Source organism: Sphingopyxis sp. YR583, from assembly GCF_900108295.1.
In the GTDB taxonomy this organism is placed as follows: Bacteria; Pseudomonadota; Alphaproteobacteria; order Sphingomonadales; family Sphingomonadaceae; genus Sphingopyxis.
Genome location: NZ_FNWK01000001.1, coordinates 1538214 through 1551653 on the forward strand (window position 1 = coordinate 1538214; position 13440 = coordinate 1551653).

Genomic DNA, 13440 nt, shown 5'->3' on the forward strand with positions numbered 1-13440 from the left:
CAAGATGGACAGACGCTATCGATTGCTGGTCAAGCCGGGTCCGGTGTGGCCCGCGCCCCGTAATTCGCACTTCGGGTCGATCGAGCGCAATCCCGACGGCAGCCTGACCGGCGTCGCCGACCCCCGCCGCGCCGGCCTCGCCGCCGGCTACTGATCAACAGAGAGGAATTTCGATGCGATATCTCGCTCCCGCGCTGCTGGCCGTCTCGGCCATCGCGCTGTCCGCACCCGCATTCGCGCAAGCTCCGCAATCGGTCGCACAATCGGCCGACGCGCGGCTGAAGGCGCTCTATGACGCCGAATGGCAATGGCGTACGCAAGAACTTGCGCTCGATCCCGACGGTGAACGCGAGGGTAGCGACCGCCTGCCGAATGTCGATGCCGCGAGCCAGGCGCGCCGTGCCGCCTATTGGAACAACGCGCTGACGGAACTGAACAAGATCCCCTTCGACCAGTTGTCGCCCGAAGAGCGGATCAACGCCGAGGTGTTCAAGACCGCGCTTGAGGAATTCGCGCTCGAACAAAAATATCGCGAATATGAGGATCCCTTCGGTTTCTGGACGTGGATCGCACCGCGTGGCGGACTGTCGGGGGCACAGGCCTATCGCAACTATATCAAGCGGCTGGGCGACATGCCGCGCTATGTCGACGAGCAGATCGTCAACATGCGCGCGGGCCTCAAGCGCGGCTTTACCAAACCGCGCGTCTCGCTCGCGGGCCGCGACGCGCCGATCGCGCCGCTGGCTGATTCCAATATCGACAAGAACCCGCTCTTCGTCACCTTCGCGGCGATCCCCGGCAACATCCCCGAAGGCGAACGCACGGCTCTCGTCGCCGAGGGCCGTGCCGCGGTCGCCGCCGCCGCGCCCGCCTTCGCCAAATTGCGCGCCTTTGTCCGCGACGAATATATTCCGAACGCGCGCGTCCCGATCGCGGGCGAGGCGCTGCCCGACGGGAAGGCCTATTATGCCGCAAAGATCCGCCAATATACGACGCTCGACCTGACGCCCGAGCAGATCCACGAAATCGGGGTCAAGGAGGTGGCGCGGATCGACGCCGACATGCAGGCGACGATGAAGAAATCGGGATGGACGGGCGATTTCCCCGGCTTCCTCCATTTCCTCAAGACCGACCCCCAGTTTACCGCGAAGACGCCTTACGAACTGATGGCGAAATCGGCCTATGTCGCGAACAAGATTAACGGCCAGCTCAAATTCCTCGTCGGCCATTTGCCGCGCTATCGTTTCACGATCCGGCAGACTCCCGACAATATCGCGCCCTTCGCGACCGGCGGCAACGGCGGGCTCGAAAGCTGCCTGATGAACACCTATAATCTGTCGGCACGGCCGCTCTATACGATCCCGCCGCTCACCGCGCACGAATGCGCGCCGGGGCACAGCTTTCAGGCCGCGCTCGCGCTCGAGGCGCCCGACCGGCCGCAGATTCGCCGCACCACCTATTTCTCGGGCTATGGCGAAGGCTGGGGGCTCTATACCGAGTGGCTCGGCATCCAGATGGGCATTTATGAGACGCCTTATGACGAGTTCGGGCGCGAGACATACGAGATGTGGCGCGCCGCGCGGCTCGTCGTCGACACCGGGCTGCACCACAAGGGCTGGACACGCCAGCAGGCGCTCGATTTCATGAAGGCGCACACCGCATTGTCGGATCATGAGGTCACGATCGAGGTCGACCGCTACATCAACGATCCGGGGCAGGCACTTGCCTACAAGCTTGGCGAAATGCTGATCCGCCGCAAGCGCGCCGAGGCCGAAGCGAAGCTCGGTGCCAATTTCGACCAGCGCTGGTTCCACGACACTTTGCTCGGGCTGGGGTCGGTGCCGCTGCCGACGCTCGAACGTGTATTGGACGAATGGATCGCGGGCGGGGGCAAAAATCCCAATCCCGAGCCAGCGGCCTGAATTTCCCGATGAGGAGACAAGATTTGCTCACCCGCACCATACTGCTTTCGACCTTCGCTCTCCTGCCGCTTGCGCCCGCTGCGGCACAGGCGCCCGCCGCGACCGCCCCTTCGGTCGCGGCGGCCACGCCGGGCAGCGCGGACGCCCGGCTGAAGGCGCTTTACGAAGAGGAATGGGCGTGGCGGCAGAAGGAGTTCGCACGCCGCGTCGGCGACCCACCCTTCACCGCGTCGGCCGACCATCTGCCGCGTGTCGATGCGGCGACGCAGGCGGCGCGGCAGGCCTATTGGAAAAAGACGCTCGACGCGCTCGACGCGATTCCGGCCGACCAATTGTCGGAGAATGAAAAGATCAACGCCGCGGTCTTCCGCACCAGCCTCGAGGCGTTCGTCGCCGAGGGCAAATACCGGATGTGGGAGATGCCGTTCAACGCCGACAGCCAGTTCTGGTCGGGACTGAGCGCACGCGACAGCTTGCCCTCGACCGCCGAATATGAACGCTACATCGGCCGCATGCGCGACATCCCGCGCTATTTCGACGAGCAGACCGTCAATATGCGCGTCGGGTTGAAGCGTGGCTTCAGCGTCCCGCGCGCCTCGCTCGAAGGGCGCGACGCGACGATCGCCGCCTATGTCGATACCGACCCGGCGAAAAATCCCTTCTACAGCGTCTTCGCCAAAATGCCCTCGACGATCCCCGCAGCCGACCAGGAACGGCTGCGCGCCGAAGCCCGGCAAGTGATTTCGGAGACGGTCGCGCCCGCCTATGCGAAACTGCTGACCTTCTTCAAAAACGAATATCTGCCAAAGGCACGGACGACATTGGCCGCCGAAGCGATGCCCGACGGCAAGGCTTTCTATCAGGCGCAGATCCGCGAATATACGACGACCGCGCTGACCGCCGAGGAGATCCACCAGATCGGCCTCAAGGAAGTCGCGCGGATCACCGCCGAGATGGAGCAGGTGAAGGAGAAGGCCGGGTTCAAGGGCGACCTCGCCGCCTTCATCCACTTCCTGCGTACCGACCCGCAATTTTACGCGAAGACGCCCGAGGAACTGCTCGCCTTCTCGGCGCTCGTCGCGAAGCGCGCCGACGGTCAGCTCAAATATACGATCGGCTTCCTGCCACGCTACCGCTTCACGATCCTGCCGGTGCCCGATGCGATCGCGCCGACCTATACGGCGGGACGCGGCGGACTCGATGCATGCCTGATGAACACCTATGACCTGCCGTCACGCCCGCTGTACCAGATCCCCGCGCTGACGCTTCACGAATGCGTCCCCGGCCACAGCTTCCAGGCCGCGGTTGCGCTCGAAACGACGAAATGGCCGGCCTTCCGCCGACAGACCTATTTCTCGGGCTATGGCGAGGGTTGGGGTCTCTACACCGAATGGCTCGGCACCAAGATGGGCATCTATCGCACGCCATATGAGGATTTCGGGCGGCTTTCCTTCGAAATGTGGCGCGCCTCGCGGCTCGTCGTCGACACCGGCATCCACCATTATGGCTGGAGCCGCGAGAAGGCGATCGACTATCTCGCGAGCCACACCGCGCTGGCGCAGCACGATGTCGAGACCGAGATCGACCGCTATATCAGCTGGCCGGGACAGGCGCTCGCGTACAAGCTGGGCGAGATCACGATCCGGCGGCTGCGCGCCGACGCCGAGGCAAAGCTCGGGCCGAAATTCGACCAACGCAAATTCCACGACACTTTCCTCGCTTTGGGGTCGGTGCCGCTTCCGGTGCTCGAACAGCAGCTTCAAAAATTCATCGCCGACGGCGGCGAAGGACCGAACGCCGTCGCGCCCTGATCTTCCCCAGACAATTCTCAGGAGAGACCTATGCGTATCAACCGCACGTCGCTTGCCCTTGCGTTCGCCGCTGCCCTCGCCTTTCCTGCCGCCGCGCAGGAAAGGGCGAAAAGCGCCCCCGCGAAATCCGAACTCGGAAAGGATGAACCCGAAGAGGATATCGCACGCGCCAGCGCCGAGGAGGATGCGCAGCCGAAGCGGGGCAGCGTGACGGTCAAGGGCCGCACGATCGCCTACACCGCGACCCCCGGCACGCTCACGATCCGCGACGACGACGGCGAGGCGGTCGCAAGCATGTTCTATGTCGCCTATGTCGCCGACCGGCCGAAGGGCGCGGCACCGCGGCCGGTGACTTTCACCTTCAACGGCGGGCCGGGATCGTCGAGCATGTGGCTGCACATGGGGTCGATCGGTCCCGTGCTCGTCGAAACCCCGACCGCAGGCAGCACCGCGCCCGCGCCGTACCGGATCCGCAGCAATCCCGAAACGATGCTCGACAAGACCGACATCGTCTTCCTCGACGCGATCGGTACCGGGCTTTCGCGCCCGATCGGCAAGTCGAAAGGGCCTGAGTTCTGGGGCGTCGATCAGGACATCGACGCCTTTTCGCGCGCGATCATGCGCTACCTCACGATCAACGACCGCTGGGACAGCCCGAAATTCCTGTTCGGCGAAAGCTATGGCACGCTGCGCGGCGCCGGCCTCGTCTATGCGCTCCAGCAGCGCGGGGTGCAGATGAACGGTGTCGTGCTGCTGTCGTCGATCCTGAACTATGGCGTGCGCCAGCCGGGGTACGACCAGATCCACCTCACCTATCTGCCAAGCTATGCCGCAACCGCCTGGTATCACAACCGGCTGCCGAACAAGCCCGCGGCGCTCGAACCCTTCCTGACCGAAGTGCGGCAGTGGACGACGGGCCCCTATGCCTCGGCGCTCGCCAAGGGATCGGACCTCGGCGACGAGGAACGGCAGGCAGTCGCACAGCAGATGAGCGCCTATACCGGCCTGTCAGTCAAATATATCCTCGACGCCGACCTGCGCGTCGATCTGTCGCGGTTCCGCAAGGAATTGATGCGCGACCAGAAGCGCACCGTCGGCCGGCTCGATTCGCGCTTTGTCGGGATCGATGTCGATGCGGCGGGCGAAGGCCCCGAGTTCGACACCACCGATGCCGCGATCAGCGGGCCTTATGTGGGCGCGCTCAACAAATATCTGTTCGGGACGCTCGGCTACAAAACCAAGCTTGCCTACCGCCCGAATTATTACGTCAAAATCGGCGGCGGTAACTGGGATCAGCGCCACCGTGCGCCGGGCGGGAGGCAGGGCGGCGCGCAGATGGCGCTCGCCAATACCGCACTCGACCTGTCGGCCGCGATGCGCCAGAACCCCTATCTGAAAGTGCTGTCGCTCAACGGCTATTACGACATGGCGACGCCCTTCTTCGGCGCCGAATATGATCTGAAGCATATGCAGATCGACCCGTCGCTGCGTCAGAACCTGACCTATCATTATTATGAATCGGGCCACATGGTTTACATCAACCCGGCGGTCATCGGGCAGTTCAAGAAGGACCTCGACGCCTTTTACGACAGCGCATCGTCGGGAAACTAAAGAAGGTGCCGCTCGCGCCCACCACCGGGCGCGAGCGGCGCTGGTTCACTGGCCCGTGACGAGCGCACCATCGACCCGCCGCACGATGCCCCAGGGATTGGCGGGCTTCAGCGCCGCCGGAAGCAGGCTTTCGGGTAGATTCTGATAGCTGACGGGACGCAGGAAGCGCTCGATCGCGAGCGTGCCGACCGACGTGCTGCGTCCGTCCGAGGTCGCAGGGTAAGGTCCGCCATGCACCATCGCGTGGCACACCTCGACCCCGGTCGGCCAGCCATTGGCGAGGATGCGGCCGACCTTGCGCTCGATCAGCGGAAGCAGCCGCGCCGCCAGCGGCTCGTCATCGGCGTCGATCTGGAGGGTCGCGGTGAGCTGACCCTCGAGTCCCTCGATCAGCGCGGCGATCTCTTCGATATCACGGCAGCGGACGATCACCGATGACGAACCGAACACCTCATGCCCGAGCGCCGCATCGGCGAGGAAACCCGCGGCATCTGTGATGAATAAGGCGCCGCGTGCCGCGCAGCCCCCCGGCCCTTCGGCTCCGCGCGCGACAAGCTGCGTTGCCGCGTGCCGTTCGAGTGCTTCGACACCGGCCTCGAAGCTTTTGTGAATGCCGGGAGTCAGCATCGTCGCAGGGGCAATGGCCGACAACGCCGCGCCCGCCGCGGCGGCGAAGCGGTCGAGATCGGGGCCATCGAGCGCGATCAGCAATCCGGGATTGGTGCAAAATTGCCCGGCCCCCATCGTCAGCGACTGGGCGAAGGCCTCTCCCAATGCGTCGGCGCGATTCTGCAGCGCGGCGGGAAACAGGATGACGGGGTTGATGCTGCTCATTTCGGCATAGACCGGGATCGGTTCGGCGCGCGCGGCCGCGATCTGCATCAGCGCAAGCCCGCCGCCGCGCGAGCCGGTAAAACCGGCCGCCTTGATCCTGGTATCGGCGACGAGCGCAGCGCCCAGCGCGCTCGATGGGCCGGGAAGATAGGAGAAGACGCCTTCGTGCAGGCCGCAGCTTTTGACCGCCGCCTGGATCGCGCGCGCGACCAACTCGCCCGTTCCCGGGTGCGCGGGATGGCCCTTGACCACGACCGGGCAACCCGCCGCGAAAGCCGATGCGGTGTCGCCGCCCGCGACCGAAAAGGCGAGCGGGAAATTGCTGGCGCCAAAGACCGCAACGGGGCCGAGCGCGACATGGCGGCGGCGGATGTCGGGGCGCGGCAGCGGGGCGCGGTCCGGCATGGCGGGATCGATCGTCGCGCGCAGCCAGTCGCCCGCACGGACAAAAGCGGCGAACATGCGCAATTGCCCCATCGTGCGCCCGCGTTCGCCCTCAAGCCGAACACGCGGAAGCCCGCTTTCGGCCATTGCGCGTTCGATCAGGTCGTCACCGATCGCGGCGATGCCGTCGGCGATCGCGTCGAGAAAGGCCGCCCGCGCTTCGAGCGTGGTTTCGGAAAAGCTGGCAAAGGCGGCGTCGGCCAGCGCGCAGGCGCGGTCGACGTGGCTCGCATCCGCGGTGCCGAACGGCGGTTCGATGGTCTGTCCGGTCGACGGATCGACCGCAAAAAAGGTTTCGGCTGCACTGTCTTCGGCGGCACCCACGAGAATCGAACCAGCTATCATTCGGACATCCTTCATTGTTCCTGGGGGAGAGAATGGGGCCGGAAGGCCCCGGTCATGTCGGTGTTATGAGCGAGAAGCGATGGGTCGATCACCAGCATGGTGACGAAAGGATGCGCTCCGGGCAAAATATCTGGAGAATCGGACGTCAAGAAAGGCGTCTCCGCAGGCATGGAAGCTGAGGAGCGCCTTAGTACATCGTATACGATTTTGGTCAAGCCGTCACAATGACTCCGCGATGGCGCGGTAATCGAGACAGATGCGCTAGGTCGGTCGCCGGGACGACGACATGATGACGGGGTGACCGAAGCCGGAAGCCATATCCATCTCGTCCTGCCGGATCCCGTCGAGCGTGCCGCCTGTTTTCGCGTCCTCGCCGCGGGGGCGGGCCGCATCATCCGCAGCTTCGCCAGCGCCGATGCCTGGCTGGAGGCGGGCGCGGACAGCGAAGGCGGCATATTGTTGTTCCACTGGCGACAGCCCGGCCCGACAAGCGGCGCGGCGCTCCTCGAGCGCATCGCCGGGTGCGCGGACACCACCATATTCGTCGCCGCCGATCGGCTGGATATCGCCGAAACGCGCGCGATCCTGCGCGGCGGAGCAAAGGACTTGCTGCCCGCGCCGCTCGATCCGCGCCTTGTCCGCAGCACCATCGAAGCGTCGCTCGGTGACTGGCGCATTCGGCAGGACCGGCTCGACCGGCATCGCGAGGCGGCGGCGCGCCTGGCGACGCTGACCCCGCGCGAACGCAATATATTGGATGCCATCGCCGCAGGCCTCGGCAACAAGGCGATCGCCCGGCAACTCGAACTCAGCCCGCGCACCGTCGAGGTCCACCGCGCAAATATCATGCGTCGCGCCGGAGCCGGCAATGTCGCCGAATTGCTCCGGCTGCAGTTCACAGCCGAGCTGGCGCGCGGTGCGGCAGCCAATTCGGTCCATTTCGGTGCATGAACGTGGCGGGTCGCGGCCAGCGCCCGATCGCGCTGCCTATAAGGAAAGGGAACGGCGTACCGCCCTTGAGTTGGTCCCCATTGGCGTTGTCGTTCACCTGCACAAGGTCAACCCCACCTGACCGCGTGCAAACGACAGGGCCGGCAGGGGCATTTATCCCTGCCGGCCCTTCAGTTATCCGGTGACGAGTGCGCGCTGTTCGGCGCGGCCCATCGACAGCAGGATCGGATCGGCCGCCTGTCGCGCCATGAAATCGGCCTTGCTTCCAATTCCCTGCCAGTTGATGCCGATCAGCGACTGCGCGATCGCGCCGCCGAGCGTATCGCCCGGGCCGGGCAGGATGAGGACGTCGGGGGCATATTCCCTGACCGCGACCTGCACCGACAAAGCGAAGTCATAAGGCGCGAGAATCTGATACCCGAAGGTGTAATCCCGGACCGCGGCGGGGTCGCTTGCGTGGCGGCGCCAGATATGGCCGCGCCCGTCGACCAGCGGCAGCGCCGGGCGATGGAAAAGCGCGTGCGGGAGCTCGGCTTTCGCCTTGTCCGAACTGCCGAACATCAGCGGCGTATGGAAGGGGCCATGCCCCGCGAGGCGCAGCGGATCGCGCCCGGGGGTCGGCGGCGCCTCGGCAAGGAGCGCGGCGAGGCCCTCCTCATTGCCCGCGAACACGAGCATGCCGGCAAGGTCGATCGACAGCGCAAGCGCGTGCCCGTGGCGCGTGCCGATATCGGCGACGAGGTCGAACAATCTTTCGCGCAGCCCCGCGACGGGGCGCCAATCCTCGTCGACCACCTGCAGCAAGATCTGCCCGCCGGGGCCATGCGTCTGGCTGTTGAGTCCCATCGCATTGCTGATGCGAAAGCCGTCCTCAACCGACACCGCGCCGCCCAAAGCCAGTGCGCTGTACCAGCCCATCGAATTGCCGAGGGCGGCGACGACGTCATATTTCTCGCGGTCGATGCTGAGATAATCGAGCGCGGTCGCGGCATAGATCAGCGGCGCAGCAACATCGCCGCGCATATGCGTCGCAACGCTGAAGCGATCGGCGCCGTCGAGTTCGGTCACCGTCGGCTGACCCCGCTCGGTGCGCTGCGCGTCGAAGTTCGCGATGAGATCGGCAAAGCGCGCGCCGTGCAGCCGCGCGATGCTGCCGAGTTCGCCCTTGCCATAGGTGCCGCGTCCGGGCGCGACGACGAGCGCGGTCTTGCGCACGCTCATGCGAGCAGCTCCTTCGCGGCCGCGTAGATCGAATCGCGGCTTGGAAGCGTCAGCGTCGCGGCGCGACCCAGGGGGATGAAGCTGTCGTCGGCGGCGATGCGCGCGAGCTTCTTGCCCGGCGTGCGCTCAACGAAGGTCGCCATCAGCGCTTCGCTCTGCGAGCCGGTGATGCGGCATTCGTCGACGATCAGGATGCGCTTCGCATCGCCCACCGCGGCGACGAGCTTGTCCTCGTCGACCGGGCCGAGCCAGCGCAGGTCGATCACGCGCGCCTTCACGCCGTCGGCCGCAAGGAGCTTCTCGGCTTGGCGCGAGAGATAATAGCCATTGCCGTATGTGACGATCGCCAGATCGGTGCCCTGCCCATGCACCCCGACGTCGCCGAAGCGGATCGGCGCTTCCGAACCCGGTGCTTCATAGGTGCTGGTCCACAAGCCGTCGCCCTCCTCGTGGAGGTCGCGGGTCATGTAGAGCGCGATCGGCTCAACAAAGACGACGACGCGCTGTTCTTCGCGCGCGAGCCGCACGCATTCGCGCAGCATCGCGACGGCATCGCGGCCGTTCGAAGGGACCGCAAGGATGACGCCCGGGATGTCGCGGAACACCGCGAGGCTGTTGTCGTTGTGAAAATGGCCGCCGAAGCCCTTCTGATACCCGAGCCCCGCGATACGCAGCACCATCGGATTGGTATATTGGCCGTCCGAGAAGAAGCTGAGTGTCGCCGCTTCGCCGCGAATCTGGTCTTCGGCATTGTGGACATAAGCGAGGAACTGGATTTCGGGCATCGGCAGGAAGCCGTTGTGCGCCATACCGATTGCCAGCCCGAGGATCGCCTGTTCGTCGAGCAGGGTGTTGACGACGCGTGCCGAACCGAAGCGCTGGTGGAGCTTCGCGGTGACGTTATAGACGCCGCCCTTCGGCCCGACATCCTCGCCCATGACGGCGATTTCCTTGTGCGCGAGCATCAGGTCGGCAAGCGCCCAACTCAAGAGCCGTGCCATGTGCATCGGCTTGTCCATCTGGCCCGCGTCGCTGCCGAACATCGCCTTGCGATCCTCGTCCGACGGCGTGTTGGCTCGCTCGACCTCGCGCTTCGGCGGGATCAGGCTTTGCATCACATGCGCCGGCGTGGTTATCTTCGGCCGCTGGATTGCCGCTTCGGCCTGCCGCGCGAGCGTCGCGCCGATCTCTTCATAGGCGTCGGCGATCTCGGCGCGCGACATCCAGCCCTGCGCGTCCATCAGCGCCGCGCCGGCGAGCAGCGGATCGCGCGCTTCGTCGGCCTCGATCAACGCCTTGGGAAGATAGGCGCCCTGCACGTCCGACCCGGCGTGGCCGTAAAGGCGTACCGTGCCCATGTGGAGAAACACCGGCTTGCGATAGCGGCGCGCATAGTCGGCCGCCTCGCACGCACCCGCATAGGCCGAGACGAGGTCGGTGCCATCGCACTGGATATAATGGAGCCCTGCGCGGTGGCGAAACTGCGCCTCGATCCAGCCCGTTGGGGTGCGCGTCGAGATGCCGATGCCATTGTCTTCGCACAGGAAGATGAGCGGCATGGGTGAGCCCTGGAACGCCGCCCAGCCCGCGGTGTTGAACGCGCCCTGCGCGGTCGAATGATTGGCCGATGCATCGCCGAAACTCGTCAGCACAACGGCATCGTTGGGGAGCGGCAGCCCGGTCATGCCGAGCCGGCGTGCGATACCGATCGAAAAGGCGGCACCCACCGCTTTGGGCAGATGCGAGGCGATCGTCGAGGTTTGCGGCGGGATATTGAGCGGCTTCGAACCGATCACCTTGTGGCGTCCGCCCGAGATCGGGTCTTCGCTCGACGCGGCGAAGCTCAAAAGCATGTCCCATGTCGGAGTCCCGCCCGGAAGCTGGCGCGACCGGTGCAGCTGGAACGCATTCGAGCGATAGTGAAGAAACGCCATGTCGGTGACGCGGAGCGCCGCCGCAACCGCCGCATTGCCTTCGTGCCCCGACGATCCGATCGTATAGAAGCCCTCGCCGCGTGCCTGCAGGTGGCGCGACAGCCGGTCCATCTGACGACTCGTCAACTGCGAGAGGAAGATATCGGTGGCATCGGCGCGCGACAGACCGACCATGGCGGGGTCGGGCCCATCGGCGCGGTCGGGCAGCCTGCCCCCGGAAAGGGCCGCCAGAAATTTCTCATGTACCGCCTGCGCCGCGTCCACCTGTCTCTCCTGTCACGCAGCCCATGGTTACGCGTGTAACGACCGGGCCGATTTCGCCGCGCGCTAGAACGGGGCAGTTCTGCGCGCAAGCATCTCTTGCCTTGCCGCGCTCCCTCGCGCTACCACCATATTCGATGCACGATCGGGGCGGGGCCATCTTTTCAACATGATATCCTTATGGATCGCCCAGGCATCGGCCGCGCCCGAACCGTCGAGCCAGGGATGGCTGCTCGACCCCGAGCTCGTCGATCCGGGCTATAGCCAGACGATCGCGGGCGGCGAAATCCAGACCGCCTTTCTGCCCCCGCCACCACCGCCACCGCCGACACCCGATTGGCTGAAATCGCTGTTCGACGCGATCGGCAGCTTTTTCCAGTGGAGCGCGCCCGCAGCCAAACCGCTGATGTGGATCGCAGTCGCCGTCTTGGTCCTGTTCCTTCTCTATCATTTCGTCCCCGCCTTTGCGCGCTGGGTCGACAATCTGCCGTTCCGCCGCAAGGCGGTGGACGGCGATACCGAAGAGGGAATCGGCCTCGCCGAAGCCGGCGCTGCGCGTGCGCTACTCGCCGAAGCCGACGCGCTCGCCGCCGAGGGTCGCTTTGCCGAAGCGGTGCACTTGCTGCTCTATCGCAGCGTCGAAGACATCGAGAATCGCCGCCCGGGGCTGGTCAAGCCCGCGATGACCTCGCGCGATCTTGCCGAAGCGCACGACCTGCCCACGGCGGCGCGCGATGCCTTCAGCCATATCGCGCGCGCGGTCGAGATCAGCCTGTTCGGCGGACGTTCGATCGATGCGGGGGCGTGGACGCAATGCCGCGGTGCCTATGCCGAACTGACGGTGCCGAAGAACTGGGCGCGCGCATGAACGGTTCGCCCAACGATCACGGCTTCAACCCGCGCCTGATCGCCGGCATCGTGGCGATCGGCGTGATCGCCTTCATCGCGCTCTGGGCGTTGATCGCGCTGGGGCCCCAGATCAGCAGCGGCAACGACGGCGGAGGACACGCGCTGTCGAAGGCGGCGCCGGGTTACGCCGGCATCGTCGACCTAGTCGAGCGCGCCGGAGCCGAAGTCGAACTCAGGCGGCGTGTCGAGGCGACGCATTATGAGGAATATGACCCGCTCCTCATATTGACGCCGACACACCGCACCCGCGCGCCCGAGATTGCCGAACTGCTCGACGCACAGCGCAGCACGCCCGCGCTGATCGTGCTACCCAAATGGCAGACGATGACCGTTCCGGGGCAAGCGCCGAAACCGGGATGGGTTAGTGGTGGAGTTCCGGCGCGGCCTCCCTCCGCAATGCTGCCTCCCGCACATTTCGGGACGGTCGAGATCAAGGCGGCGGCCAGCGAGGCGCAGCGAGTCCAGGCCCGGCTCGTAGGACGCAGCTTCATCGCATCGCTCCCCGCCAATGTGCAGACGATCTCGGGCGACAATCTCGAAACGCTGATCGCGGGTCCGAATGGCGGCGCGGTGCTCGCGCAGGTCGGCGATCGCGACCTCTATATCCTCGCCGACCCCGATCTTATCAACAATTTCGCTTTTGCGACGCGTGACAAGGCGGTCGCGGCGGCGAATCTGATCGACGCGATCGCCGAATATGCCGACGCCGACGGCCTTGCGTTCGATGTGACGCTCAATGGCTTCGGAGGTCAGCGTTCGTTACTCCGCTTCGCTTTCGTCCCGCCCTTTATCGGCATTACATTGTGCCTGCTCGCCGCCGGGCTGCTGGCGTTGTGGCAAGCGTGGGTGCGTTTCGGTCCGGCGCTGCGGCCGGGCCGCGCGATCCCGGTATCGAAGGCGGCGCTGATCGCGAACAGCGCCGACCTGATCAAACAGGCGCGGCGAGAACTCGACGGCGCCGACGCCTATGTGAAAAGCCAGCGCATCGCGATCGCGCGGCGGCTCCACGCGCCCGGCGGGCTCGACGACGAGGCGACCGACCGCTGGATCGACAGGCATCTGCGCGGCGGAAGCGACCTGTTCTCCAGCCTCGCGCGGCGCCTGCCGCTCGCGCGCAACACCCATGAGTTTCTGGCAGACGCACAGGCGCTGCACGACATCAGGAAGGATCTACTCCGTGACAGCTAACCCCACCGC

At 65.5% G+C, this 13440-nt stretch carries 10 protein-coding genes; 7 read left to right on the forward strand and 3 right to left on the reverse strand.

Annotation, left to right across the window (positions count from 1 at the left end):
* Positions 1-4 precede the first annotated feature (4 nt).
* Genes BLW56_RS20610 through BLW56_RS07065 form a run of 4 tightly spaced genes read left to right on the forward strand, consistent with a single transcriptional unit; the run spans position 5 to position 5344 of the window.
* Complete coding sequence (locus tag BLW56_RS20610; RefSeq protein WP_177175867.1) at positions 5-154, forward strand: hypothetical protein; 150 nt, start codon at positions 5-7, stop codon at positions 152-154.
* Between the two features lie 19 nt (positions 155-173).
* The gene (locus BLW56_RS07055; protein WP_177175868.1) at positions 174-1922 is read left to right on the forward strand and encodes a DUF885 domain-containing protein; all 1749 of its coding nucleotides are present in this window, start codon (positions 174-176) and stop codon (positions 1920-1922) included.
* Between the two features lie 23 nt (positions 1923-1945).
* Positions 1946-3733 carry a DUF885 domain-containing protein gene (locus BLW56_RS07060; RefSeq protein WP_256203336.1) on the forward strand — a complete coding sequence of 596 codons (1788 nt, stop codon included), beginning with the start codon at positions 1946-1948 and terminating at the stop codon, positions 3731-3733.
* Between the two features lie 30 nt (positions 3734-3763).
* Positions 3764-5344, forward strand: coding sequence for a S10 family peptidase (locus BLW56_RS07065; RefSeq protein ID WP_093509865.1), 1581 nt, complete (start codon positions 3764-3766; stop codon positions 5342-5344).
* A 45-nt stretch (positions 5345-5389) separates the two neighbouring features.
* Here BLW56_RS07065 and BLW56_RS07070 read toward each other — a convergent pair whose 3' ends face one another.
* Positions 5390-6967: an aldehyde dehydrogenase (NADP(+)) gene (locus tag BLW56_RS07070; protein ID WP_093510840.1), complete on the reverse strand. Its 1578-nt coding sequence runs from the start codon at positions 6965-6967 to the stop codon at positions 5390-5392.
* A 297-nt stretch (positions 6968-7264) separates the two neighbouring features.
* On the opposite strand from BLW56_RS07070, the gene BLW56_RS07075 reads away from it, so the two are divergent.
* The gene (locus BLW56_RS07075) at positions 7265-7918 is read left to right on the forward strand and encodes a response regulator transcription factor (protein WP_093509866.1); all 654 of its coding nucleotides are present in this window, start codon (positions 7265-7267) and stop codon (positions 7916-7918) included.
* Positions 7919-8092: 174 nt separating this feature from the next.
* Here the strand turns inward: BLW56_RS07075 and BLW56_RS07080 are convergent, their stop codons facing one another.
* On the reverse strand, positions 8093-9139 hold the full coding sequence (locus tag BLW56_RS07080; RefSeq protein WP_093509867.1) for an ACP S-malonyltransferase: 1047 nt from the start codon (positions 9137-9139) through the stop codon (positions 8093-8095).
* Positions 9136-11337, reverse strand: coding sequence for a dehydrogenase E1 component subunit alpha/beta (locus BLW56_RS07085; RefSeq protein ID WP_093509868.1), 2202 nt, complete (start codon positions 11335-11337; stop codon positions 9136-9138). Before BLW56_RS07085 ends, BLW56_RS07080 begins: the two co-directional genes overlap by 4 nt.
* A gap of 166 nt (positions 11338-11503) precedes the next feature.
* Between BLW56_RS07085 and BLW56_RS07090 the strand changes: the two genes are divergently transcribed.
* Positions 11504-12202 carry a DUF4129 domain-containing protein gene (locus tag BLW56_RS07090; RefSeq protein WP_093509869.1) on the forward strand — a complete coding sequence of 233 codons (699 nt, stop codon included), beginning with the start codon at positions 11504-11506 and terminating at the stop codon, positions 12200-12202.
* Positions 12199-13431, forward strand: coding sequence for a DUF4350 domain-containing protein (locus tag BLW56_RS07095; protein WP_093509870.1), 1233 nt, complete (start codon positions 12199-12201; stop codon positions 13429-13431). The genes BLW56_RS07090 and BLW56_RS07095 overlap by 4 nt, the downstream gene beginning before the upstream one ends.
* Positions 13432-13440 lie beyond the last annotated feature (9 nt).